This window comes from Delftia sp. UME58 (assembly GCF_014170385.1).
In the GTDB taxonomy this organism is placed as follows: Bacteria; Pseudomonadota; Gammaproteobacteria; order Burkholderiales; family Burkholderiaceae_C; genus Comamonas; species Comamonas acidovorans.
The window spans coordinates 57544-82061 of the sequence record NZ_LZZV01000083.1 but is presented as its reverse complement, the minus strand read 5'-3'; the positions used below and the strand labels follow the sequence as shown (position 1 = coordinate 82061).

Below are 24518 nucleotides of genomic sequence, written 5' to 3'. Positions count from 1 at the left end.
ACCCCACCCCCGACCTGTCCGCTGCTGCAGCGCGCAGGCCACGTCATCAACACCACTGCAGCGCATTGGCAGCTGCTCAACAAGGAAGCCTCATGACAGCAATCACGACAGCCGCGCGCCTGTTGCGCGTAGCGGCGGACGAACTCAAGAACGCCCACACCCTCGGCGGCGACTGGGGCAATGAGCACGAAGCCCTGGACGCCTACAACGAGCACATGGCCACGGCCACAACGCTGGAGCACATGGCACGCCAGTGCCTGCAGCAGATCGAGGAGCCGTCCGGGGCAGCTCCTGCCGCAGTGGCGCCCCTACCCGCAGTGTTCGAACAAATCGCCCAGAGCTGGGACGGCTGCATGTACGACGCTCCTGGCGAGACGCTGGACATCGGCGCCGACATTCGCGCCGCCGCCAAGCGCCTGCTGGCCGAGCATCCTGCCGCTGTGGCGCCCCAGGGCGAGTACCCGCAGTTGCCCGAAGGGGTGATGTTCATCGAGCAGATCGGTGGGGAGGTCATCGGCCGGCCAACAGACTATGGATTCAAGCACGGTCGTGGGATTGTGCATGGCGCCGAACTCTTCACATCTGAGCAGTTGCAGGCCTACTTCGACCTGGGTCGCCAGCATCCCGCAGCGCCCGCCCTGGAAGCGCCTGCAGCCCCGGCGCAGGACATGGAGAGCGAGCAATGCCGCTGCGAGCCGTCCGATTGGTCGCCCCCTGCCGGGTATGACGGCGATGGTTCCGTGGCAGCCATGGCTCGCGCCGCGCTTGCTGCGGCGCCCCAGACCCCAGCGCTGGAAGCGCCGGAGAGCCACACGCAAGCACTCCGCGCCATTGCAGACTGGCCGGTGACGGACATGCTCATGAACATGGATGCGGCGAACATGCGAGGCATAGCGCAGCGCGCGCTGGCAGCAGCGCCCCAGGCACCTGCTGCGCCCTGGAAGGACCACCAGACCGCGCGCCTGGTCAACGACCTGCGCGACTGCGCGATCAAGTACCACGGCGCCGGGCAACTGCGCGAGCGTATCGCACACATCGTTGTGCCACTGTGCGATCAGCTCAAGGGCGCTCTGGCAGCACCTGCTGCGCCTGCAGTGGATGCCACCAGCGACACTGCCCTGCTGGATGCCATGCAGCGGCACCGCATCGCGCTCGTGCCCGAGTTCGAGGGTCCATGGGACGCTGAGATCTTCAACGATGAAGCGGAGGCGCCCCTCATCGCCAGCGGCAACACCCCGCGTGAAGCACTGCACGCGGCTCTCGCAGCCCAGGCCAAGGAAGGCGGCGAAGCATGAGCACGCTCGAAATCAAGGTGGGCCGCACCTATCGCGGCAAGCGCCCTGGCAACTCTCACGGCCTGGTGAATGACCGCACGGTCAAATGGATTTGCCGGCTTGATCAGGTGGTGCAGTACGACGGGCCCACAGTGAGGATCGGAGCGCACTTCCCAAAGGTCAAGATCGCAGACTTCCTGAAATGGGCGGAGCGCGACGTGACCGACGAACTGCCCGCAGGTGAGTACGCGGCATGGCCTGTGCCTCCCATCGCAGCCCAGGCAGCAGCCAAGGGGGAGCACGATGCAGCCGATTGACCACCGCATATCTCCGAAGCTGCAGCACGTCCCGCTGCATCCGGCGCGCGCCAGCACGCCGAAGGAAGGCCTGTTCCTGGCGCTGTGGCAGCAGTTCGCAGAGCAGCGCCCCGAGGAGCTGCGCTACATCCTCGGCGGCCGGACGAACGGACCAATCCGGCAGCGCGCGGCCAGCGTGGCGGCATCGTTCATGGTGTTCATGGGCTGCAACGGTGGCGGCGGCTTCACCTATGCGGCCGAGCGGATGGCGGCATCGGGCGCCTTCTCCTGCGCCGAGGACGCATACCTTGCAGCCTGGGCCATCGAGAACAAGCGCGTGCGCGGCGTCAACAACGGCCTGCGGACTGCCGAGTTCATGCTGGCCCGCGAGTACCCCATCCGCAGGGAACAGCCATGCCGCACGGACTGGCCCAAGGTGCCGGACGTGACCCAGGAAGACATGGATGTGTTGGAAGCCATGGTGGCCTGGTGGTCCAGCCCTGCTGCGCAGTGCATGCGCGAGGCCGTCGAGGCCCAGGCCAAGGCCCGCCACGCCGAGGACAACCTGCTGCGCCCCCCCTGGGCACAAGGAGCAGTCCGATGCGTAAGCGCGTCCTGGCACTGAGCATCGCCGCCATGTTTGGCGGCATCTACATCCCCCGGCCGCTGGTCATCAGCGTGCCGGTGTCGCGCCCCACTGGGCACAAGGAGAGCTGACACATGAACACAAACACTGGGATCCTCGTGCACCCCGAGGATGTCTACCAAACCGACCCGGATGACACGTCCGCACGCGCAACTGTCTTTGACTGCGATGGTGAGAGCGTTGGCTGGCTGATGCGCGGCTACAGCGAGGAGCAGTTGCGCGACATCGTGCGGTTCGCGAATGGCTTTTTTGCCGTAGGCCTACGCATCGGGCGCGCTGAAGCTCAAGAACGCATGCGTGCTGCCTTGGGCCTGGACGCCCAGGCGCAGCAGAAAGGACAGACCCCGTGACCACAGCACCAACACCCGACCTACGCGCTCTGTCCAACGCTGTCAAGGCATGGGCCTGCTGCAACGAGGCATGGCCGCACGCCGAGCACTTCGACGTGGCCGTAGTCGGCGGCATCACCGATGGCGAGCAATATCCCGTCGCGCAGATCGACGCCGACACCTACGGCACAGACGGCGAATCGCTCAAGCTGGCCCAGTTCTACGCTGCGGCGAACCCAGGCGCCGTGCTGGCACTGCTGGACCGCATCGATGCGCTGCAGGCCGAGAACGAGCGCCTGCTCGCCCAGGTCCACAAGCTGGAGATGGACGCCCTGGACCTGGCCAGCGAGAACAGCATCCTCAAGCGTGCTGAAGAGGCAGGGCTGGAGGCGCGCAAGCCGCTGCCGCTGAGCGATGAGCAGATCGACGACCTGCATGGCAAGCAAGAAGCACAAGGAATGGCGCGACAAGCGCGCGCCACACCGCGACGAACCAATCACCTGGCCAGCACCCGCTGGCCTTTTTTATTGAGGACGCCAGATGATCGACGCGAAAACCGCTGCGGGCATGCTGGGAATCAGCGACCGCACCGTATATGAACTCGCAAAATCCGGCCGCCTGCATTGCTATCGATTTGGCACTGCAGTGCGATTCGAAGAATCTGATATTGAGGAATATAAAAAATCATGCCGATCCGTTTCGACTCCCGCAACCAGCGTTGGCGCTTTGAGTTCGACCAGGTTATTGCGGGCCAGCGGCAGCGGGCTAGCCGCCTACTTCCAAAAGGCTACACGAAAGCCGAAGCCCAACGATTCGACCTCGAAGAAACGAAGCGACTCCACTCCGTTGCGACTGGTGTCAGCAAGCCCGAGCCACTGATCGAGGATGCGGTGCTGCTCTACCTGAAGCACCACGCGCCGGCACTTAAAAGTCATGCCAATATCGTCCGTGAATTGAAGGCGTGTTTCAGTGCATATGCAGGCAAGCCATTTTCCGCACTGCCTGCAATTGCGCTGACATACAAGCCGGTGGACGAAAATAAACAGCCAATGGCGGCGGCGACCATTCGAAATCGGCTTTCGTATTTGCGAGCTGCATGCCGGTACGCGTGGAAACACCACGGCCTGGGCGACACAAATCCCGCCGAGCGCATCAGCATGCCGAAGGTGCGCAACGAGCGGCATGTCTACCTGGGGCGCAAGGAGTTCCTGGAGATTTGCCGCCGCATTCCGCCTGGCGGAGCGCGTGCTGCGATCCGCATCGCCTTCTACAGCGGCATGCGGGCGGCTGAGGTGGGTTTGGCCAGCGTGCCAGCGGGAGCCGATGTGTTCGAGCTGGCGGCCGAGGACACCAAGAACGGCATGCCCCGGGCCGTACCGATCCATCCACGCATCGCCCACATCGTGCGCAACCCGGCGTTGTGGCCCGTGCGCCCCACGAAGTGGACGGTGAGCAAGGCGTTCAAGGCTGGCGCGCGAGCTGCAGGCTACAGCCACGCCCGGCTGCATGACCTGCGGCACAGCACCGCCAGCGAGATGATCAACGCGGGCGTGGACCTGTACACCGTGGGCGGAGTGCTGGGGCACAAGTCGGCAGTGAGCACGAAGCGGTACAGCCATCTGGCAACGAAGACGCTGAAAAGTGCTGTTGCGTTGGTTGGCAAAAAAACCCGCACAACGGCCAAGAAAAAAGCGGCCTGAACGCCGCTATTGCTACATCTTCGATAGCAAAGAAAAAAGGCCCCGTATTGCTACGGGGCCTTGTGTTCTTTGGTGGGTCCTGCGAGATTCGAACTCGCGACCAACGGATTAAAAGTCCGCTGCTCTACCGACTGAGCTAAAGACCCGAACCACGCTTTGCATGCATCAGATGCTGCTCAGCGAAGACATAGATTCTAGCACCAAATTTTACGCCTCAATTCTTGATGCGGCTCAGTTGATCGATGACCCAACCTGCGGCGCACTGGCCGAAGGTGGCGGTGACGGCCACTACCGAGCCGTAGCCGTGGCAGTTGAGCGTGCCGTCGCCTTCGATGGCGCAGGAGGCGTCAGGCGGTGCCACGGCTTCGCGGCTGAAGACGCAGGCGATGCCGATGCGCTTGCCCTCCTTGGGCGCGCCGTGCTCGCGGCGCAGGCGGTAGCGCAGTTGGGCCAGCAGTGGGTCGTGCGTGGTGGCGCAGAGGTCGTCGATATCGACCTTGTGAGCCAGGCGCTTGCCGCCGGCGGCACCCACGCAGATGAAGCATTGCCGCGTGGCGCGCGCATGGGCGGCCATGGCGGTCTTGGCCTTGACCTGGTCGCAGGCGTCGACGACGGCATCGGCGTCGGGGGGCAACAGGCGCAGCCAGTTGTCCGGATCAACGAAGTCGTCGATGCAGTGCACGCGGCAGGCCGGATTGATCTGGGCGATGCGCTCGCGCATGGCTTCGATCTTGGCCTGGCCCACGGTGGTGGAAAGCGCGTGAATCTGGCGGTTGACGTTGGACTCGGCAACATGGTCCATATCGATCAGAGTGAGTTCGCCCACGCCGCTGCGCGCCAGCGCCTCGGCGGTCCAGGAGCCCACGCCGCCGATGCCCACCACGACGACGTGCGCGGCGCGGATGCGCGCGGCGCCCGGCACGCCATACAGGCGCTCCAGGCCGCCGAAGCGGCGCTGCAGGTCGGCATCAGAAAAAACAGCGCCTGCTTCAGGCGCTGTCTTGTCTTCTTCCGGGAGGGATGAAGAGACCGTGTCGTTCATCACTTGAGGCTGGCGAGACGGTTCTTGGCCGCAGCCGTGGCTTCGGCGTTGGGATAGGCCTTGATGAGGTCTTCCAGCGTCTTGCGCGCGGCCTTGGTGTCCTTCATCTCGATCTGGCAGTTGGCGATGGACAGGGCCGCCTCCGGCGCCCGGCCGTGCATGGGGGCTGCCGCCAGCAGGGCACGGAAGTTGGTGATCGCATCCTTGTAGTTGCGATTGGCGTACTGCGCATTGCCCAGCCAAAAGCGTGCCGAGGGCACATAGCCGCTCTTGGGCCACTGGTTCAGAAAGGACGAGAAGGCGGTGCCGGCTTCGGCGAAGCTGCCCGCGCGGAACTGCGCCAGCGCCGCTTCGTAGTCGCGCTTTTCTGCGGGGTCGGCCGCGAATTCCTGGCCGTCCACCGTCACCGTGACGGGCTCGAACTGGCGCAGGCGCTCGTCCACGCCCTTGGCGATGTCGCGCTGGCCGCGCTGCAGTTCGGCCACATCGCGCAGCAGCTGCTCGTTCTGGCCGCGCAGCTTGGCTTGCTCGGACTTGAGCTGCTCGATCTGCGACTGCAGTTCGAGCAGGCCACGGCGCGTTTGCGAGCTTTCCTCGGTCATGCGCTGCTGCGACTGCTGCATGCTGTCGACGCGCTGGCGCATTTCCAGGATGGCGCGGCGCGCCTCGTCATCGCCGAACAGTGCGGCATGGCCGCTGGCGGCGTAGCCGGCCATCAGGCCGGCCGCCAGCAGCGTGCGCAGCGCGGTGCGATGCAGGATCGGGGAGCGCTGCATGTTCATCAACGGTAGGACAGTTCAGCGCGGCGGTTTTGCGCGTAGGCGTCTTCGGAATGGCCTTCGGAGGCAGGCTTTTCCTTGCCGTAGCTCACGGCTTCCATTTGCGCATCGCTGACGCCCAGCAGGCCCAGCGAGCGGCGCACGGCTTCGGCGCGCTTTTGGCCCAGGGCCAGGTTGTATTCGCGGCCGCCGCGCTCGTCGGTGTGGCCTTCGATCTGCACCTTGCGTGCAGACGATGCCTTCAGGAAGCGTGCATGGGCTTCGATCTGGGGCTGGGCGTCGGCCTTGACGACGTAGCTGTCGAAGTCGAAGTAGACGATGCGGCTGACGCCCTGGGGACCTGCCTTGTCGGCGGCCGAGCCGGTCAGGTCCACGCCCGAGATGCCGCTTTGCGAGGTGCTGCCGGTGCCGGCACCGCTGCCCTGGCCCGTGCTGGTGGCGCCCGCGTCGGTGACCGGGGTTTCGTCAAGCTTGACGCCCGAGCTGCAACCTGCCATGAGTGCGGTGACTGCAAGTGCCAGGGAAAGTCGTTTGATGGTGATCATGAAAAATCTCCGTATGTCCGGGTGGACTTCGTGCTGAGTTGACTGGTTGACTGAAGAGAAATCGGGGAAGCCGGCTGTCACTGGCGCTGGAACGGACCCCAGTCGGGCTCGCGGATGTCTCCGCCCTGCCCTGCCAGCCGCGCCTTGATCTTTCCGTCCAGCGTGGTGGTCATCAGGGATTCGCGGCCCTGCTGCAGGGTGGCGTAGACGATCAGTCGGCTGTTGGGGGCGAAGCTGGGGCTTTCGTCGGCCGTGGTGTCGGTAATGGCATTCACTGTGCCGGTGCCCAGGTCCATGACGTGGAGCTTGAAGCCGCCGCCCACGCGCGAGACGTAGGCGAGCCACTTTCCATCGGGGCTGACGCTGGGCGAGATGTTGTAGTTGCCGGTGAAGGTGACGCGCTCCGCGCTGCCGCCCGAGGCCGGCACCTTGTAGATCTGCGGGGCGCCGCCACGGTCGCTGACGAAGTAGATGGAGCGGCCATCGCTGGAGAAGTTCGGCTCGGTGTCGATGCCGCTGCTTTGCATCAGGCGGCGCGGCTCGCCGCCCTGGGCACTGATCAGGTACAGCTGCGAGCCGCCGTCGCGGCTGAGCGTGACGGCCAGGGAGTTGCCATCGGGCGACCAGGCCGGTGCGCTGTTGGAGCCCCGGAAGTTGGCAACCAGGCGACGGCGGCCACTGGCCACATCGTGCACATAGACCACGGGCTTGCGCGACTCGAAGGACACGTAGGCCAGTTGGGTTCCAGTGGGCGACCAGGCAGGCGAGATGATGGGTTCGGGGCTGGACAGGGCCGACTGGGCGTTCTCGCCATCGGCATCGGCCACCCACAGGCGGTAGTTGCTGCCCGCCTTGGTCACGTAGGCGATGCGCGTGGAGAACACGCCCTTCTCGCCCGTGAGTTTCTCGTAGATGTAGTCGGAGATGCGGTGGGCCACCAGGCGCAGGTCGCCCGTGGTGACGGCAAAGCCCTGGCCGCCCAGGTCCTGGCCCTTGACCACGTCCCAGAGGCGAAAGCGCACGTCGTAGCGGCCATCGGCCAGGCGCGTGATGCTGCCCACGGCCAGGGAATCGGCGCTTTTCTGGCGCCACATGGCGACGTCGGGGCGCGAGGTTTCATCGAGCTGCACGCCGGCCGTGTCCACGGCGCGGAACTGACCGCTGCGCTCCAGGTCGGCCTGGATGATGGCCGAGATCTTCTGGGGCGCCTGCCCTTCTCCCTTGAATGCTGCAATGGCGATGGGCAACTGGGTCAGGCCTACGCCCGTCACTTCGACGCGGAACTGGGCCAGCGCGGGAATTGCGGGGGTTGAGGCGAGAGCGGCCAGCAGGGTTCGGCGCGAAGTGCGCGGCACGGCCGCCAGGGAGGAGGGAGAAAGGAGTCGGTCAATAGTCATTGGCATTCATCAATATCTACGGGAAGACCCCGGTACTTGCACAGGTGCGAATGTTACACACACTGGATGCGTCACGATGTAAGAACGTGCACTGTAGGGTCTGTCGGCCCAGGCTTTCTCGATCACCGGCAGCCGCATCAGTTCCCCATGAGGCTGCCCCAGGCAAGCCCGCCGTAAAATCCGCGCTTCATGCAAGCACCATCCTCACCGCCGCCGGCCCCTGCGCCGTCCGCCGCACCGGCGGCCCATGATCTCGCCAGCACCCTGACCCTGTCGCAGCGCCTCAAGCGCCTGTCACCCTACTTTGGTGGCCAGCGCCTGGCCTGGACGCTGGCCGTGGCTGCCACGCTGGTGGGCGCGGTCACCGAGCCATTGATACCCGCCTTGCTGCAGCCGCTGCTGGACAGCGGCTTCACCGACGGCACGCTGCCGCTGTGGTCGGTGCCGCTGGCCATCATCGGCGTGTTCCTGGTGCGGGGCCTGTCGCAGTTCGTGGGCCAGTACGCGCTGGCGCGCATTGCCAACGAGGGCATGCTGGCGCTGCGCAGGCGCCTGTTCGAGCGGCTGCTGGCGGCCGATATGGCGCTGTTCTCGCGCCAGTCTGCCTCATCGCTGTCCAATACCGTGGTCTATGAGGTGCAGACAGGCTCCACGCTGCTGGTGCAGGCCATGCTGGGTATCTCGCGCGACGGTTTCACGCTGGTGGCGCTGCTGGGCTACCTGCTGTATCTGAACTGGCAGCTGACGCTGGTGGTGGCGGCCGTGGTGCCTGGCGTGGCCTGGATCATGAAGACGCTGTCGCGCCGCCTGTACCGCATCACCAAGATCAGCCAGGAGGCCACCGATTCCCTGGCCTATGTGGTGGAAGAGAACGTTCTGGCCCATCGCATGGTGCGCCTGCATGGAGCGCAACAAGGCCAGCAAAAGCGCTTTGGCGGCCTGAGCGGGCAACTGCGCAAGCTGGCGATCAAGGCCACCATCGCCTCGGCGGCCATGACGCCGCTGACCCAATTGCTGGCCGCCGCGGCCCTGTCGGCCGTGATCTGCATCGCGCTGTGGCAAAGCCGGGGCACGGGCGCCGCCGCGGCCAATGTGCAGGATGTGACGGTGGGCAGCTTTGCGGCCTTCATCACTGCCATGCTGATGCTGATTGCCCCCATCCGCCGCCTGGCCGATGTGGCCAACCCCATCACGCGTGGCGTGGCGGCACTGGAGCGTGGCCTGCATCTGCTGGAGGGCTCGGGCGATGAGACCGGCGGCACGCAAGTGCCCGGCAAGGCGCGCGGCGAGATCGAGTTGCGCGACGTGTCCGTGCAGTTTGGCGAGGACAAGGCACCCGCCCTGAGCCATGTGGACCTGCGCGTGCGCCCGGGCGAGGTGGTGGCCCTGGTCGGCCCCTCCGGCGCGGGCAAGACCACGCTGGTGAACCTGCTGCCACGCTTTTTGCAGCCCACGGGCGGCCAGCTGCTGCTGGACGGCACGCCCCTGCCCGAATGGGATCTGGCCGCGCTGCGCCAGCAGTTCGCCATGGTCAGCCAGGATGTGGTGATGTTCAACGACACCATTGCCGCCAACGTGGCGCTGGGCGGGGTGGAAGACGAGGCCCAGCTGTGGGCCGCGCTGGATGCCGCCAATCTGGGCACCCATGTGCGCGGCCTGTCCAACGGCCTGCAGACGGTGGTGGGCCACAACGCCAGCCAGCTGTCGGGGGGCCAGCGCCAGCGGCTGGCGATTGCACGGGCGCTGTACAAGGATGCGCCCATCCTGATCCTGGACGAGGCCACCTCGGCCCTGGACAACGAATCCGAGCGCCTGGTGCAGGAGGCGCTGACGCGGCTGATGCAGGGCCGCACGACCCTGGTCATCGCCCACCGGCTCTCGACCATCGAGCATGCCGACCGCGTGGTGGTGATGGAGCGCGGCCGCATTGCTGAGCAGGGCACGCATGCCGAGCTGCTGGCGCGGGACGGCCTGTACGCCCGATTGAGCAGGAACCACACGCCCTGAGGGGGACAGCAGCGACACCGGCGGTGCCACCCGCCTGGCTTGCTGCTACCAGCTTCCGCGCGAAGGCTGGGTCTTGCGTTCGGCCTTGATGGCCTTGGTGAGTTTGTCGACCATGTACTGGCGGTCCACCTGCCTGGCGAAGTCGGCGGCCGTGAAGCCCCGCTGGTTGCGCAGGACGACGTCGGCACCCTCCGTGATGAGCAGGTCCACCACGGCTTCGCTGCTGTATTGGGCGGCAAGCATCAGCGGGGTGGTGCCGTTGGGCGATTCGGCATCGATGTAGGCGCTTTTGTCCAGCAGCAGCTTGACGATGTCCAGCGTCTTGGGCAGGTCGGCGGAGGTGGCATAGTGCAGCGGCGTCCAGCCGGGGCGGTTGACATCGGCGCCCCGGCGTATGAGTTCCTTGGCCAGGTCCAGGTGGCCTTTGATGCAGGCCATCATCAGCGGCGTTTCGCCCTGCTGGGAGGCCTCGTTGACCTTGATGCCCGGGGATTTGAGCAGCACGTCGAACACGCCCAGTGAGCCCTGGTGCAAGGCGGCCACCAGGCCCGGGCGGCCGCGCGTGTCGCGGGTGTTGGGGTCGAAGCCGCGAAAGATCAGGTTGACCATGGCGCGCTCGTTGTCGCTGATGATGGCGCGCACGTAGTCGTCGTACTGGCTGGCATGCGCCAGCCCGCCGCTGGCTGCGGCCAGGGCCACCACGGCCTGGCCGGCCTGGGCCAGCCAGTGGCGACGGTCCACGCCCACGCGGCCACTGGCCGCAGCATTCAGTCGCATGCGACAACCCCCTTGAACAGCTGGTCGAAGTTGGCACTGGTCAGGGCCGCCACGTCCTCCACGGACATGCCGCGCACCTGCGCAATCTGCTGTGCCACGTAAGGCACGTAGGACGGATTGTTGGTCTTGCCGCGATAGGGAACGGGCGCCAGGTAGGGGCTGTCGGTCTCGATCAGCAGGCGGTCGGCCGGCACGAAGGCGGCCACGTCGCGCAGGTGCTGGGCGTTCTTGAAGGTGACGATGCCCGACATGGAGATGTAGTAGCCCAGGTCCAGCGCCGCACGCGCGACCTCCATGGTCTCGGTGAAGCAGTGGAACACGCCGCCGGCCTGGCCTGCCGAGCCGTCCTCGCCTTCTTCGCGCAGGATGGCCAGCGTGTCATCAGAGGCGCTGCGCGTGTGGATGACCAGGGGCTTTTGCGTCTGGCGCGCCGCGCGGATGTGCACGCGAAAGCGCTCGCGCTGCCATTCCAGGTCGGCAATGGTGCGCCCGCCCTTGCGGTCTTCCATGCCGTAGTAGTCCAGTCCCGTTTCACCGATAGCCACCACGCGCGCCAGGGCGGCGCGCTCGACCAGGTCGGCCACGCTGGGCTCGGTCATGTGTTCCGTATCGGGGTGCACGCCCACCGTGGCCCAGAAATTGTCGTGGTCCAGCGCCAGCTGGTGCACATCGCCGAATTCCTCCATCGTGGTGCAGATGCACAGCGCACGCGTGACGCGCGCGGCCGCCATGGCCTCGCGGATCTCGGGCAGGCGGCTTTGCAGCTCGGGGAAATTCAGATGGCAGTGGGAATCGGTAAACATGGAATCTCGTGGTTCAGAAACAGGCATGCCGACCGGAGAGCATTTCCTCCGTGTCGGCATGCGGGCAGAGGCAGGCGCAGGACTCAGACCGTCTGCGTGGCCTTGTCCGAGGCCAGAGCCGAGCCCAGGATGTTCTCGATCTTGGCCTTGAGCTCGGCGGACTTCTCGTCCTTGGGGAACTGTATGCCTATGCCCTGCGTGCGGTTGCCCGAGGCGCGCGCGGGCGTGATCCACGCCACGCGGCCGGCCACGGGATAGCGCTGGGGCTCGTCGGGCAGGGTCAGCAGCACGTAGACATCATCGCCAAGACGGTACTCACGCTGCGTGGGCACGAAAACGCCCCCTTCGGCGAACATGGGAATGTAGGCGGCGTACAGCGCGGCCTTTTCCTTGATCGCCAGTTGCATCACGCTGGGACGGGGTGTGGTGGGTGCGGTGCTCATGGGTGGTTTGCAGACATTGGTTCGGTGAGCGGCCGGCGCGATAGGCACCGGGCCCAGGGCAGTAGGTTAACAGGCCGGGCTTTCATGTGGCGAAAAGCACCCAGCCGCGCTACTGCACTGTCGCCACGCCCCGCTCCCCGCGCCTCATCCCCGGCGCTGGCGGGCGGGCTGGCCGGACATGAGCACGCGCCGGGCCTCGGCGGCCAGGGCCTCGGTCATGAGCCCGGCGTTGAAGGGGTGGTCCGCCGTGCGCGCGGCCTGGGCCAGGGCGCGTGACCATTCGGCCAGCAGGCCCATGTCCAGCGGCCGCGACGGCAGGTCGGCCGGCGTGAAGTAGCGTGGCGCGGCGCCTGCGGCCAGGGCCATCAGGTCGTGGCAGATCTTCTGCAAGGCCTCCACGGCATGGGGCGGAGCATGGGCGGCCAGGGCCGCCACATCGCCCTTGGCCAGCGCGCGCGGCAGCTGGGACCATGCGGCCATGTCCTTGCCGCCGCCGCTGTGCGCCAATGCCAGCGCGTCGCCGGGGCGCCCGCCTGAGGCGCGCAGCGCAACGGCGGCCGCTTCCGGGGCCACGCCCTGCTCCTGCAGCCAGGCCAGGGCCTCTTGCTGATCGGGCCAGGCCATGGTGTGGGTCAGGCAACGGCTGCGGATGGTGGGCAGCAGCTGGTGGGCCGCCTCGCTGGCCAGCACGAAGCGGGCATCGCCCGGCGGCTCCTCCAGCGTCTTGAGCAGCGCATTGGCCGTGATGGCGTTCATCTGCTCGGCCGGATAGACCAGCACGGCCTTGCCGCGCCCGCGCGCGCTGGTGCGCTGGCAGAACTCCACGGCGTCGCGCATGGCCTCGACACGGATTTCCTTGCTGGGCTTGCGCTTCTTGTCGTCGATATCGGCCTGGGCCTTCTCGGGCAGCGGCCAGCCCAGCGCCATCATCTGCACCTCGGGCATGAGCACGCACAGGTCGGCATGGGCGCGCACGTCGATGGCGTGGCAGCTGCCGCAGTGGCCGCAGGCCCCCTGGGGCGACGGCGATTCGCACAGCCAGGCGCGCACCAGCGACAGCGACAATGCGTACTGGCCCAGGCCGGAAGGCCCCTGCAGCAGCCAGGCGTGGCCGCGCTGGGCCAGCAGGCGCGTGCGTTGCCCGGCGATCCAGGCGGTGTCGGTCTCGGCCGGTTGTGGCAGAGCCTCGCTCATGCGGCACCTGCCTGTCCGCCGACCATGATGGCCAGCCAGCCCCGGCGCACCATGACCTGGGTGATCTGCTGCCAGACCGCATGCCGGCTGGCGTTGGAGTCGATGCGCGCAAAGCGCTGGGGCGCGGCGGCAGCGCGCGCCGCATAGCCCTGGGCCACGCGTGCGAAAAAGCTGCCGGGCTCGGACTCGAATCGATCCGGCACGCGGGCCGAGGCCAGGCGCTCGGCGGCCACCTCGGCGGGCAGGTCGAACCAGAGCGTCAGGTGGGGCTCGCGCAGCAGATCGGGCTGGGGGGCGGTGCCCGTCTGCACCATGCGCTCCAGCGTCGCCAGCGGCTGCAGGTCGAAGCCACGGCCCGCGCCCTGGTAGGCAAAGGTGGCATCGGTGAAGCGGTCGCAGAGCACGACTTCGCCGCGCGCAAGCGCGGGCTCGATCACCTGCACAAGGTGGTCGCGTCGCGCGGCAAAGGCGATCAGGGCCTCGGTCAGCGGGTCCATGGGGTCGTGCAGCATCAGCGCGCGCAGCTTTTCGGCCAGCGGCGTGCCGCCGGGCTCGCGGGTGAGCGTCACCGTGCGGCCCTGGTCACGGAAAGCCTGGGCCAGCGACGCGATGTGCGAGGACTTGCCGGCGCCATCGATGCCTTCGAAGCTGATGAACAGGCCGGCGGGAATTGCAGTGGTCATATGGAAAGAGAGGATACGCAAGCGCTGCGCAGAGCGCAGCAGCCCTGGGGAATATCTCAGGGCTTTTGCTCAGGGCTTTTGCTGGCCACGCTGGTAGCGGTTCACGGCGCGGTTGTGCTCGTCCAGCGAGGCACTGAAATGGCTGGAGCCGTCGCCACGCGCCACAAAGTACAGCGCCTTGGTCTGTCCGGGCTGCACGGCGGCCATGAGGGCGGCCTTGCCGGGCATGGCAATAGGCGTGGGCGGCAGGCCCGCGCGGGTGTAGGTGTTCCAGGGCGTGTCGGTCTGCAGGTCGCGGCGGCGCAGGTTGCCGTCGAATTTCTCGCCCAGGCCGTAGATCACGGTGGGATCGGTCTGCAGCAGCATGCCGATGCGCAGGCGGTTGCTGAAGACACCGGCGATCTGTGCGCGGTCGGCCGCGCGGCCGGTTTCCTTCTCGACGATGCTGGCCAGGATCAGCGCTTCGTCGGGCGTCTTGAGCGGCGTGTCGGCCGAGCGCAGCGCCCAGACATCGGCCAGGCGCCGGTCCATGGCATGCAGGGCGCGGCGCAGCACGGCCAGGTCGGAGCTGCCCTTGGCATAGGTATAGGTATCGGGGAAGAAGCGGCCCTCGGGCGCCACTCCCGCGCGGCCCAGGGCCTGCATGAGGGCAGCGTCGTCCATGCCTGCGCTTTCCTGGCGCAGGAATTCCTCGCGGGCCAGGGCCGCGCGCACCTGGCGCCAGTTCCAGCCTTCCACCAGGGTCAGTGCCTTGAGCGATTCCTCGCCGCGCGCGAGTTTTTGCAGCAGCACATAGGGTGTCAGGCCCGTGGTCAGCTCGTAGTTGCCGGCCTTGATCTGCCGGTCCTGCCCCGAGACGCGGAACCAGGCGTACAGCAGCCGCGCATCGGTCTGCACGCCGGCCTTGACCACTTCGCGGGCCACGCCACGCGGCGTGGTGCCGGGTTCGACCTCCAGCTCCAGCGTAGGCTGGGCCAGCGGCAGCGGCTGGTTCAGCCACCACCAGCCGGCACCGGCCAGCACGGCGGCCAGCACCAGCAGCATCATCAAAGCGCGAAAGATAAAGCGCACAACCTCGGTCCAAGCAAGCAATAGAGCGGCTGATCATAATTCAGCCATGACCCAGCCTTTACTGAACGGCATTGCTTCCGTTTCCCATCTCGGCGTGATACGCGCCCTCGGCGAAGACGCCGCCCAGTTCCTGCATGGACAGCTGACCAACGACTTCGCGCTGCTGGATCTGCAGCATGCGCGTCTGGCGGCGTTCTGCACGGCCAAGGGCCGCATGCTGGCCAGCTTCATCGGCTTCAAGCGCAGCAAGGACGAGATCCTGCTGCTGTGCGACCGCAGCCTGCTGGCGCCCACGCTCAAGCGCCTGTCCATGTTCGTGCTGCGCGCCAAGTGCAAGCTCAGCGACGCCACGGCCGAATTCACGCTGCACGGGCTGGCTGGCGATGCCGCCGCGCAGGCCCAGGGCCCGGCAGCCGTGCCCTGGACCAAGACCGATGACGGCGACGCCAGCCTGATCGCCCTGTACCCGGCCGCCGGCCAGCCGCGCGCCCTGCGCGTGGCGCCCGTGGGCGCGCCCCTGCCCGAAGGCCCTGCACTCAGCGAGGCAGACTGGCTCTGGAGCGAAGTCGCCAGCGGCATTGCCACGCTGTCGGCGCCTGTGGTGGATGCCTTCGTGCCGCAGATGCTCAACTACGAATCGGTGGAAGGCGTGAACTTCAAGAAGGGCTGCTACCCGGGCCAGGAGGTGGTGGCCCGCAGCCAGTTCCGGGGCACGCTCAAGCGCCGTGCCTACATCGCCCATGCCCAGCAGCCGCTGGCAGTTGGCATGGAAGTCTTCACGCCCGAGGATCTGGAGCAGGCCACCGGGACCGTGGTCCAGGCCGCCCCGGCACCCGATGGCAGCTGGGATGCCATCATCTCCATGCAGACCAGCTCGGCCGACAAGCCCCTGCTGGCCCACGCCGCACTGGGCGAAGGCCAGCGCGCCGATGCCGCACAGGCCGTGGCGCTGCAGCTCAAGCCCCTGCCCTACGCGCTACGCGAGGACATTTGAGATTTGAGCCTTGCACCGCCTGAGCTGCCTGCAGCTCAGGCGGTGAGCACTTTCCTCATGGTGATGTGGGGAATGCCGGCCTCTTCATAGGGCTCGCCCTCCGGCGTGAAGCCCGCGCGCCGGTAGAACGACTCGGCATGGCGCTGCGCGTGCAGCACGACTTCGCGGTCGCCGCGCTGGCGCGAGGATTCGACCAGGCTGTCCAGCACGATGCGGCCCCAGCGGCCGCCGCGCACGCTGCGGTCCACGGCCATGCGGCCGATCCTGCCCGCGCCGGGGCTGTCGCTGACCAGCCGGCCGGTGGCGATCGGCTGGCCCAGGCCGTTGTAGACCACGGCGTGGCGGGCCACGGGGTCGAACTCGTCGATCTCGATCTCGCGCGGCACGCCCTGCTCGTGCACGAAAACGGCCAGGCGCAGGCGCTCGGCGTCGCGGCCCAGGTCGTTCCAGCTGCCCGACTCCACGCGCACCACGCTCTGGCCAGCCTCGTAGGCCGTGAGCACGTCACGCAGCGGCTGCGGCACGGGCAGCGGCTGGCGCGTGGCGGCGTCGGCGAACACATAGACCAGTTCCACCGTATTGAGCAGCTCCATGCCGCGGAAGATGCCGGCCTCGAACAGCAGCGAGGTATTGCCCTGCCTGGCGCAGCGTATGCCCACGTGCAGCACGTCGCCCAGAGTGGCCGATGCGTGGTAGGTGGTGGTGGCCTTCTTGACGAACAACTCGCCGCCCAGGGCCGCGAAGGACGATTCATAGGGCAGGCCCAGCTGGCGCCAGTAGTCGGTGACGGCCACGTCGGCATACATCAGGTAGTGGGCGTTGAAGACGATCTTCTGGGCGTCCACTTCGGACCAGCGCACTTCGATGCGTTGCAGCGTGCGGAAATCTTGGCGTTGCATGGGTGTGTTTCTCTCCTGTTGTCTTGGTGTGTCTTTGTGTGTTTTGGTGCGTCTTGGCCTTCAGGCCGCGAAGGCGTCGCTCAAGGCGCGCGCCATATCGGCATGTGCATGGCGCGCTTCGGCAATGGCGCGGCCCATCTTGACGAATTCATGGGTCACGCCCCGGTAGATCTCCAGGTCCACGGGCACGCCGGACATGCGCAGCTTGTCGGCGTATTCCACGCCCTCGTCCACCAGCGGGTCGCATTCGGCCAGGCCTATCCAGGCCGGGGCCACGCCGTCCACATCGGGGGCCAGCAGCGGGGCAAAGCGCCAGTCCTCGCGGTCGGCGGGGCTGTTCAGGTACTGGGCGAAGAACCAGGTGATGGCCGGCTCGTCGATCACCAGCCCGTGGGCGAAGCGGCGGTGCGAGTCGGTGTCCTGGTTCGCCGTCGTGCCCGGGTAGATCAGCAGTTGCAGGGCCAGCTTGAGGCCCGCGTCGCGCGCATGGATGGCGCAGGCTGCGGCCAGCGTGCCGCCCGCGCTGTCGCCACCCACGGCCAGGCGCCCAGGGTCGGCGCCCAGCGAGGCCGCCTGCGCGGCCAGCCACTGCAGCGCGTCCCAGGCATCGTTGTGGGCGGTGGGAAACTTGTGCTCTGGCGCGCGCCGGTAGTCCAGCGAGACCACCATGGCGCCCGACAGACGGGCCAGCTGGCGGCACAGCACGTCGTGCGTGGCCACGCTGCCCACGGTGAAGCCGCCGCCGTGCAGATACAGCAGCGCGGGCAGGCCCGTGGCCGGCGCCTGGCAGCGCTCCACGGGCGCATACAGCCGCGCGGGCAGTACGGCGCCATCGCGCGCGGGAATCGGCAGATCCTCGACACGCGGCAGGACAGGCTTGGGAATCTCGAGCACGCCGGCCCCCGCCTCGTAGGCGGCACGTGCGCCCTCGGCGCCCAGTTGGTGCAGGGGCGTGCGCGCGGCGCGCTCCATGCGGCGCAGCACATCGCGCATCTGGTGGGTCAGGGACGCCGGCAGCGGCGTGGCATGGGAGGAGGATTCAGTCTGGGGCACGTTCAGGAGCACGTTCAGGGACAGGTTCGGTAGCGACTATCTGGCAAGGCAATTCGGTGGGGCCGGCGAGGTGCGGCCCACCAGGCACGGCCAGCACGGCGCAGCAGGCATTGTGCCGCGAGCGCAAGGCCCTGGCAGCCCTGCGATGGCAGCGCATGCCCGCGCTGTCGCCCCCGTGACCGCCGCAGCGCCCTCTCAGGGTTTGCTTTGTTTGCAGTGCAGCACGCGCGGTCTAGATTCGGCGCACTCCCCCTGATCCCCACCATGGGCCGCAACGGCCCGCAACGAGTCACCGACCATGGCCTTCATCAACTACGTCACCCAGATCCAGTTTGACTTCGGCGCCGTGCGCCTGTTGCGCCAGGAGTGCGAGCGCGTGGGCATCACGCGGCCGCTGATCGTCACCGACCAGGGCGTCAAGGCCGCTGGCGTGCTGCAAAAGGCGCTGGATGCGCTGGGCGGCATGCCGCATGCGGTGTTCGACCAGACGCCCTCCAACCCCACCGAGGCCGCCGTGCGCGCGGCCGCTGCCATCTACCAGGAGCAGCGCTGCGACGGCCTGATCGCCGTGGGCGGCGGCAGCGCCATCGACTGCGCCAAGGGCGTGGCGATTGCGGCCACGCACGAAGGGCCGCTGTCGCACTACGCCACCATCGAGGGAGGCTCGCCGCGCATCAGCGAGCGCGTGGCCCCGCTGATTGCCGTGCCCACCACCAGCGGCACGGGCAGCGAGGTGGCACGCGGCGCCATCATCATCGTTGACGACCACCGCAAGCTGGGCTTTCACAGCTGGCACCTGGTGCCCCGAGCCGCCATCTGCGACCCGGAACTGACCTACGGCCTGCCCGCCATGCTGACGGCCGCCACGGGCATGGACGCCATCGCCCATTGCATGGAGACCTTCATGGCTGCGGCGTTCAACCCGCCTGCCGACGGCATTGCGCTCGATGGCCTCACGCGCGGCTGGGCCCACATCGAGCGCGCCACGCGCAATGGCCAGGACGCCGAGGCACGCCGCCAGTTGATGAGCGCCAGCATGCAGGGCGCCATGGCGTTCCAGAAGGGCCTGGGCTGCGTGCACAGCCTCAGCCACAGCCTGGGCGGCGTGAACCCGCGCCTGCACCATGGCACGCTGAACGCCATGTTCCTGCCCGCCGTGGTGCGCTTCAATGCCGAGGCAGAGAGCGTGCGCGCCGAACAGCGCCTGCAGCGCATGGCCCACGCCATGGGCCTGGACTCGGGCAGCGACATTCCCGAAGCCATACGCGACATGAACGCCCGCCTGGGCCTGCCCACGGGCCTGGCGGCCATGGGCGTGGAGCGCGCCCAGTTCGCGGCCGTGATCGGCGGCGCGCTCAAGGACCATTGCCACGGCACGAACCCGCGCCCGGCCAGCGCCGACGACTACGAGCAGATGCTGGCCACCTCGCTGTAAGCGGGACTCAGCCGCCAGCACTCGGCTGGGGTGTTGTCGATGGTGACGACGATGGTGGCTGGGATGCCACTTGCGCCGGAGTTTGTGCCGAAGTCTGCACCGGAGCCGGCGCGGCGCCAGCTTCCATCATCCGGCGCACCTCCACGTTCTGCATCAACTGCTCGGCCATGACGCCCAGCAGCTCCAGATCGGCCGCCGAGACCTCGCGCGGCGCGTCGTCCATGATGCAAAAGCTGCCCAGCACCGTGCCGTGGCGGTTCTTGAGCGGCACGCCCGCGTAAAAGCGCAGCCGCATCGCCTGCAACGCGGGGTTGCCGGCAAATCGGGGGTCGCGTGCGGCGTCATGCACCACCAGGGCGTCACCGCCATGGACCACGTAGGAGCAGATGGACTGCGCACGCGGCATGCCGGCGGAAGCCGGGTCGCCCTGGTCCGCCACCAGCAGGCTGCCCGGCGTGTGCACGCGGTCGGCATCGACCCAGGAGACCTGGGCCCATTTCACATCGAAGGCATTGGCGGCCTGCTGGGCTGCCTCGTGGTACAGCGGCGGCAGGCCGGGCCCGAGCACGCCGCTGTCGTGCAGCTGGCGCACGCGCTGCTCATCGTCCTCGGGGATGGGCGCGGCCAGGCCCTGGCCTGCCGCGTCGGGCAGGCGCAAGGCGTCCACCCACAACTGCAGCTCGCGCAGGCTGGACACGCAGGCGGCGGCGCCGCAGCGGCGCGCGAACTCGGGGTCGGACACCACGGCCGGCGCATTCCACAGCGCCAGCACCACGCGCAGGTGCGGCCAATGGCGGCGCACGCGGCGCATCAGTTGGCGCACCACGGTCTGGGGCTGGGTGCTGAAGACGGACAGCACCAGCAATTGCGCCTCGGCCAGGGCCAGGGCGCCTGCGTGGCCCTGCGGCAGGCCGCTGCCCTGGCCCGGCCCCAGCTGGCGCCATTGCGGGTCGGCTGCCAGCGCCCAGTCCGAGCAGCTGACCACATGGCCGCGCAGCGCCTCGCTGTGCGCCACCATGGCGGCGGCCAGGGCATCGACCTCCCAGCGCGCGCCCACGCAATGGATGCGCAGGGCGCGCGTGGCCAGGGCCGCAGCGGGCGCCGGATGGCTTTCGCGCAGCTCCTCGATCAGGGCATCCATGCCGCTGGACAGGCGCAGCCGGTGTTCGGCCGTGGCCGATTCCAGGTGCTGCTGCGTGGCCAGGCGCAGAGCGGGAATCGCCACGTCGTCATAGAAGCCGGCCAGCGCCGCCGAACGCTCGGCTGCCGAAGGCCGGGCAGGCAGCCGCGCGTCCACCAGTTCATGGGCCAGCGTGACGGCGTCTTCCACATCGTCGGCCAGCAGGCGCTGGTACAGGCGCTGGGCCGGGCCCAGCACGGGGGAGCTGCCCAGCAGCACCTCCATGAACTGCAGCGCCGGTATGTAGCGGCCCAGCACCAGCAGGCAGACCGTGAGCGGAGTGGACAGGATCAGCCCGATCGGCCCCCACAGCGCCGTCCAGAAGGTGGCAGAGACGATGATGGACAGCGTGGACAGGCCCGTGCTGCTGCCGTAGAGCCAGGGCTCGAGCAGGTTGTTGCTGACCAGCTCCAGCACCATGATCAGCCCCAGCGTCATCAGCAGCATCTGCCAGCCCGGGTCCACGGCAAAGGCCAGCGCCAGCGGGAAGGCGGCCGAGATCATGGCACCCACATAGGGAACGAAACGCATGATGGCCGCCAGCACGCCCCAGAGAATGGCGCCCGGCACGCCGATGAACCACAGCCCCGCCGCCATGGGCAATCCGTAGGTGATGTTGACGACGAACTGCATGCGCAGGTACTTGCCTATGCGCTGCGAGGCCTCGTCCAGCGCGTCGGTGGCCACGTGCAGATTGCCGCCCATCAGGCGCAGCAGCCGGTCGCGCAGGTCATCGCGGTCCAGCAGGATGAGGATCACGAACAGCAGCACGATGCCGGCCGTGGTCACGGGCTCGGCCACGCGGCCCAGCCACTGCAGCATGCGCGCCGTGGGCTTTTGCTCGGGCGACTGTATCTCCACCTTCTGTACGCGGGGCGTGCCCGCCGCGCCGCGCGATATCTCGCGCTCCACGGTGTCATAGGTGCGCAGCGCGCCGTCCCAGGCGCTGGGCATGTTGGCATTCCTGCGCAGGCTGCGCAGCTTGTCGCGGATGGTGTTCTGGTAGGTGGGCAGATCGGCGCTGAGCTGCTGCACCTGGCTGCCCAGATAGGTACCCATTCCCGCCAGGGTCGCCAGCGCCATGACCACCACCAGCAGCGTGGCCGCCATGCGCGGCATGCCCCAGCGCTTGAGCCGGGAGACGGCCGGATCCAGCAAAAAACCGAACAACAGCGCCAGCGCCAGCGGAATCAGCAGGCCCTGGCCGAAATACAGGCCGGCGATGACGATGCTGGCCACCAGCAGCCCGGTGAGCAGGCGCAGCGCGGGCACCATGTCGGCCAGCTGGGCCAGGCCCGGCAGGGCCGAACGCACGCTGCGCGCGAAATCGGCATGGGTGGCGGCATGGGTGGCGGAATTAGCGGCTGCATTGGCAGCATTGGCGCCTTCGGTGGCGGCAGGAGCCGCCTGCCGTGAAGGCGCCGGCGCAGGGTCGGAATGTGGGTTCATGGAAACGGGGTGTCAGGGCTTGGATGCAGGCATGGATAGTGCATCGCATCCGCATATCGGGGGATTGCACAGCGCGCCGCAGGCCTGCACTGTCAGCGGGCACCGCGATTGCCGGAACGCCGTTGCCGCTGGCGCATCGGCCCGGTCACCAGCGCACACGCACCACGACGCCGCCACCGGCACGCGGCAGGATATCCAGCACAGCCCCGATGGCATGGGCGCGGCGATGCATGCCCGCCAGGCCCATGCCCCGCAGGCCAGGCGGGATGGCATCCTGCGCAGGGCCAGGGCCAGGGCCAGGATCGGAAGGCAGGCCGCAGCCGTCATCTTCCACGCGCAGTTCCCATTGCAATGCACGCCGGGCATCGCGGCCAGGGCTTGCCGCATCTGCACGATCCACCGGCTCCAGCACCAGCCACAGCGTGGTGGCGCGCGCATGCTGCAGCGCATTGCTCACGGCCTCCTGGGCGATGGCCAGCAACTGCTGGGACGGCTGGCCTCGCGGCAAGTCTGGCAGGTCTGGCAGATCGGGCAACCCGCGCAGCCCCGCGTCGGCATGCGGATCTGCCACGCTCCAGCAGATGCGCATGCCGCGGCGGTCCAGCACGGGCTGCAGCCGGTGGCGCAGGCGTGCCAGCCGCACGGGCAAGGCGTCTTCCATGGCGTCCATGGCGTCCACCATGAGCCGCAGGTCCAGCAAGGCCTGCTCCAGCAGCTCCTGCGCCTGGCGCTGGCGGGTCTCGCGCGGGTCCAGCAAGGCCATGGCATGCACCAGCAGGCCACCCACGCCGTCGTGCAGGTCGGCGGCAATGCGCCGACGCTCTGCCTGCACTTCGCGCGAGGGCCGGGGACTGCGCCGGCGCCGCCACAGCAGCAGCCTGTGCAGTCGCCAGGCGCCAATGGCACACAGCAGCGCCGTGGATATCAGCAGGGCCAGGCTGGCCAGGCATAGCCACGGCGGGGCCTGGGCGCCCGCCTGCCAGAGCCAGGCGCACAGGCCCAGCATCTGCAGCAGGCCCAGGGCCAGGCAGATGGCCAGCGTGCGAAGGGGATCTTTCATGGCCAGGCCGTGCCAGGCGCGGTCGCCATGGCCCGGGCGGCGGCAGGCCGCTGCGGGCAGGACGCCGCCCCAGGATCAGAACAGGCCGCGCAGCGATGCAAAGCGCACCGCCTGGGCGCGCGTGCGCACCTGCAGCTTGCGATAGATGTTCTTGATGTGCGTGTTGACCGTCATGGCGCTGATCATCAGGCGCGAGCCGATCTCGGCGCTGGTGTAGCCGCTGGCGACCATGCGCAGCACCTCGCGCTCGCGGGTGGACAGGCGGTCTGCCTCGTCGGGCGTGCGGCGCTTGGGCTCGGCGCCCTGGGTCTTGTCGAAGCGCTGCAGCAATCTGCGCGCCAGGCTGGGGGTGACGGATGCGCCGCCATTGGCCACCTGCAGAACGGCCTGCGGATAGTTGCCGAACCAGGAGTTCTTGACGAGGTAGCCCGTGGCGCCCAACTCGAAGGCGCGCAGCACCTGTTCGTCGTTTTCCATCACGGAGATGATGACGGCCTCGGCCGTGGGCCGCACGGTCTTCATCATGTCCAGCAGCTCGAAGCCCTCGCCGTCACCCAGGTTCAGGTCCACCAGCATCACGTCGAATTCATGCTGGCGGATGGCCTTTCGCCCGTCGCGCACACTGCCGGCCTGGGCCACGACCAGGGTGCGCGGGTCGTTCATGATTTCCTGCGCGATGACCATGCGGATATGGGCATCGTCGTCCACCAGGAGCACCCGCACGGGCTTGTCGGGCTGGCCCGCCAGGTAGTCGGGCCACATGGCAGAACTCAGACCCGTGCCCAGCATGCCCTGGGCGCGAGGGGACTCGGCGATCAGGGGACGGGCATCGGCGGGAACGTCGGATGGATTCATGCTGCTCTCCTCAAATGTCACGCCATGTATATGGCGCAACCGATCACAGACTTGCCTTTCCACATTAAGAGAAATCGCAACCGATATCCACAATCTTTGACGAAGTTTGTGAAAGATTGCTTAGATTACAAATTAACACATTTGTGTGAGGAATCGACTTCGAAGTTTCCCGGGCGCCAGTCCGGCAGATCTTGCTGATCCAGACACCATGCACCCACGCCTTCGATCCCGCCCTGCGACCGGGGCCGATCCTGCCTTTGTCGCCGCCGCCGGCATCAGGTGCGTGCACTTCGATACACCAGGTTGCCCCAAAGCCCCCGAGCGCGCCGAAACAGCGACCCCGGACGAAGCTGCAACCGTAAATTTTCTGTCGTTACACACTGAAACTACCCAGATCCATTCATAGCGCACGGCTGCCGCTTTAACGCGATGCAGCCTGTCTGCAAACGGCCTGTGCGGGTAAGTACCCGCCACGTGGATCAGCGCTCATGGCTACCCCGGACAAGAGATGGAACGGACGGATCTCCCCGAGCACATTGGAGTCCAGACAACGAGCAGGGGTCCAGGGAGACAAAGCCGGAAACCTCCGCAAAGTGTCTGCAAAACG

The 24518-nt window shown here is 67.6% G+C and carries 24 protein-coding genes, 1 tRNA gene and 1 pseudogene; 10 read left to right on the top strand and 16 right to left on the bottom strand.

Going from position 1 to position 24518, the window contains the following annotated elements:
* The first annotated feature begins 92 nt into the window (after positions 1-92).
* From A9976_RS20285 to A9976_RS20255, 7 genes and pseudogenes are all read left to right on the top strand, one after another.
* Positions 93-1295 (top strand): hypothetical protein, encoded by a 1203-nt coding sequence (locus tag A9976_RS20285; RefSeq protein ID WP_183020583.1) that lies wholly within the window; start codon positions 93-95, stop codon positions 1293-1295.
* Positions 1292-1591, top strand: coding sequence for a hypothetical protein (locus A9976_RS20280; protein WP_183020498.1), 300 nt, complete (start codon positions 1292-1294; stop codon positions 1589-1591). Before A9976_RS20285 ends, A9976_RS20280 begins: the two co-directional genes overlap by 4 nt.
* Complete coding sequence (locus A9976_RS20275; RefSeq protein WP_183020497.1) at positions 1578-2195, top strand: hypothetical protein; 618 nt, start codon at positions 1578-1580, stop codon at positions 2193-2195. The genes A9976_RS20280 and A9976_RS20275 overlap by 14 nt, the downstream gene beginning before the upstream one ends.
* Positions 2196-2290: 95 nt before the next feature.
* Positions 2291-2566 carry a hypothetical protein gene (locus tag A9976_RS20270; protein WP_183020496.1) on the top strand — a complete coding sequence of 92 codons (276 nt, stop codon included), beginning with the start codon at positions 2291-2293 and terminating at the stop codon, positions 2564-2566.
* Positions 2563-3144 (top strand): hypothetical protein, encoded by a 582-nt coding sequence (locus tag A9976_RS20265; protein ID WP_183020582.1) that lies wholly within the window; start codon positions 2563-2565, stop codon positions 3142-3144. Before A9976_RS20270 ends, A9976_RS20265 begins: the two co-directional genes overlap by 4 nt.
* Positions 3116-3175 (top strand): annotated as a pseudogene (locus tag A9976_RS31905) (hypothetical protein); the annotation flags it as partial. The gene A9976_RS20265 and the pseudogene A9976_RS31905, both read left to right, overlap by 29 nt.
* A 56-nt stretch (positions 3176-3231) precedes the next feature.
* Positions 3232-4245 (top strand): site-specific integrase, encoded by a 1014-nt coding sequence (locus A9976_RS20255; protein WP_232245838.1) that lies wholly within the window; start codon positions 3232-3234, stop codon positions 4243-4245.
* 70 nt (positions 4246-4315) lie between these two features.
* Here the strand turns inward: A9976_RS20255 and A9976_RS20250 are convergent.
* The 5 genes from A9976_RS20250 to tolB form a co-directional block, all read right to left on the bottom strand.
* Positions 4316-4391 (bottom strand) — tRNA-Lys (locus A9976_RS20250).
* 68 nt (positions 4392-4459) lie between these two features.
* Entirely contained in the window at positions 4460-5287 is an 828-nt protein-coding gene (locus tag A9976_RS20245) for a ThiF family adenylyltransferase (protein WP_183020493.1), read from the bottom strand.
* Positions 5287-6069: a tol-pal system protein YbgF gene (gene ybgF, locus A9976_RS20240; protein ID WP_183020492.1), complete on the bottom strand. Its 783-nt coding sequence runs from the start codon at positions 6067-6069 to the stop codon at positions 5287-5289. The genes A9976_RS20245 and ybgF overlap by 1 nt, the downstream gene beginning before the upstream one ends.
* On the bottom strand, positions 6069-6611 hold the full coding sequence (gene pal, locus A9976_RS20235; RefSeq protein WP_183020491.1) for a peptidoglycan-associated lipoprotein Pal: 543 nt from the start codon (positions 6609-6611) through the stop codon (positions 6069-6071). The genes ybgF and pal overlap by 1 nt, the downstream gene beginning before the upstream one ends.
* A gap of 77 nt (positions 6612-6688) precedes the next feature.
* Complete coding sequence (tolB, locus tag A9976_RS20230; RefSeq protein WP_013802697.1) at positions 6689-8008, bottom strand: Tol-Pal system beta propeller repeat protein TolB; 1320 nt, start codon at positions 8006-8008, stop codon at positions 6689-6691.
* A gap of 189 nt (positions 8009-8197) precedes the next feature.
* Between tolB and msbA the strand changes: the two genes are divergently transcribed.
* Positions 8198-10015, top strand: a complete 1818-nt coding sequence (gene msbA / locus A9976_RS20225) for a lipid A export permease/ATP-binding protein MsbA (protein WP_183020490.1) — start codon at positions 8198-8200, stop codon at positions 10013-10015.
* Between the two features lie 45 nt (positions 10016-10060).
* Here msbA and A9976_RS20220 read toward each other — a convergent pair whose 3' ends face one another.
* From A9976_RS20220 to mltG, 6 genes are all read right to left on the bottom strand, one after another.
* Positions 10061-10792: an ankyrin repeat domain-containing protein gene (locus tag A9976_RS20220; protein WP_183020489.1), complete on the bottom strand. Its 732-nt coding sequence runs from the start codon at positions 10790-10792 to the stop codon at positions 10061-10063.
* The gene (locus A9976_RS20215; RefSeq protein WP_063326318.1) at positions 10783-11595 is read right to left on the bottom strand and encodes a TatD family hydrolase; all 813 of its coding nucleotides are present in this window, start codon (positions 11593-11595) and stop codon (positions 10783-10785) included. Before A9976_RS20215 ends, A9976_RS20220 begins: the two co-directional genes overlap by 10 nt.
* An 83-nt stretch (positions 11596-11678) precedes the next feature.
* Complete coding sequence (locus A9976_RS20210; protein ID WP_012205228.1) at positions 11679-12038, bottom strand: PilZ domain-containing protein; 360 nt, start codon at positions 12036-12038, stop codon at positions 11679-11681.
* A 144-nt stretch (positions 12039-12182) separates the two neighbouring features.
* Positions 12183-13232, bottom strand: coding sequence for a DNA polymerase III subunit delta' (locus tag A9976_RS20205; RefSeq protein ID WP_183020488.1), 1050 nt, complete (start codon positions 13230-13232; stop codon positions 12183-12185).
* The gene (tmk, locus tag A9976_RS20200; RefSeq protein ID WP_183020575.1) at positions 13229-13903 is read right to left on the bottom strand and encodes a dTMP kinase; all 675 of its coding nucleotides are present in this window, start codon (positions 13901-13903) and stop codon (positions 13229-13231) included. The genes A9976_RS20205 and tmk overlap by 4 nt, the downstream gene beginning before the upstream one ends.
* Positions 13904-13984: 81 nt before the next feature.
* On the bottom strand, positions 13985-14986 hold the full coding sequence (gene mltG / locus A9976_RS20195; protein WP_310889403.1) for an endolytic transglycosylase MltG: 1002 nt from the start codon (positions 14984-14986) through the stop codon (positions 13985-13987).
* A gap of 46 nt (positions 14987-15032) precedes the next feature.
* Between mltG and A9976_RS20190 the strand changes: the two genes are divergently transcribed.
* Positions 15033-15980, top strand: a complete 948-nt coding sequence (locus A9976_RS20190; protein ID WP_183020487.1) for a folate-binding protein YgfZ — start codon at positions 15033-15035, stop codon at positions 15978-15980.
* Positions 15981-16015: 35 nt separating this feature from the next.
* Here A9976_RS20190 and A9976_RS20185 read toward each other — a convergent pair whose 3' ends face one another.
* Together A9976_RS20185 and A9976_RS20180 are read right to left on the bottom strand one after the other, a co-directional pair.
* The gene (locus tag A9976_RS20185; protein ID WP_183020486.1) at positions 16016-16879 is read right to left on the bottom strand and encodes a YbgC/FadM family acyl-CoA thioesterase; all 864 of its coding nucleotides are present in this window, start codon (positions 16877-16879) and stop codon (positions 16016-16018) included.
* A 60-nt stretch (positions 16880-16939) separates the two neighbouring features.
* A complete protein-coding gene (locus tag A9976_RS20180; protein ID WP_310889402.1) occupies positions 16940-17944 on the bottom strand; it encodes an alpha/beta hydrolase in 1005 nt (334 codons plus the stop codon).
* A gap of 286 nt (positions 17945-18230) precedes the next feature.
* On the opposite strand from A9976_RS20180, the gene A9976_RS20175 reads away from it, so the two are divergent.
* Positions 18231-19367, top strand: coding sequence for an iron-containing alcohol dehydrogenase (locus A9976_RS20175; RefSeq protein WP_183020484.1), 1137 nt, complete (start codon positions 18231-18233; stop codon positions 19365-19367).
* Positions 19368-19374: 7 nt separating this feature from the next.
* Here A9976_RS20175 and A9976_RS20170 read toward each other — a convergent pair whose 3' ends face one another.
* From A9976_RS20170 to A9976_RS20160, 3 genes are all read right to left on the bottom strand, one after another.
* The gene (locus A9976_RS20170; RefSeq protein WP_183020483.1) at positions 19375-21996 is read right to left on the bottom strand and encodes an AI-2E family transporter; all 2622 of its coding nucleotides are present in this window, start codon (positions 21994-21996) and stop codon (positions 19375-19377) included.
* Between the two features lie 145 nt (positions 21997-22141).
* Positions 22142-23056, bottom strand: coding sequence for a sensor histidine kinase (locus A9976_RS20165; RefSeq protein WP_259649255.1), 915 nt, complete (start codon positions 23054-23056; stop codon positions 22142-22144).
* 75 nt (positions 23057-23131) lie between these two features.
* Positions 23132-23911 carry a response regulator transcription factor gene (locus A9976_RS20160; RefSeq protein ID WP_012205218.1) on the bottom strand — a complete coding sequence of 260 codons (780 nt, stop codon included), beginning with the start codon at positions 23909-23911 and terminating at the stop codon, positions 23132-23134.
* Between the last annotated feature and the right edge of the window lie 607 nt (positions 23912-24518).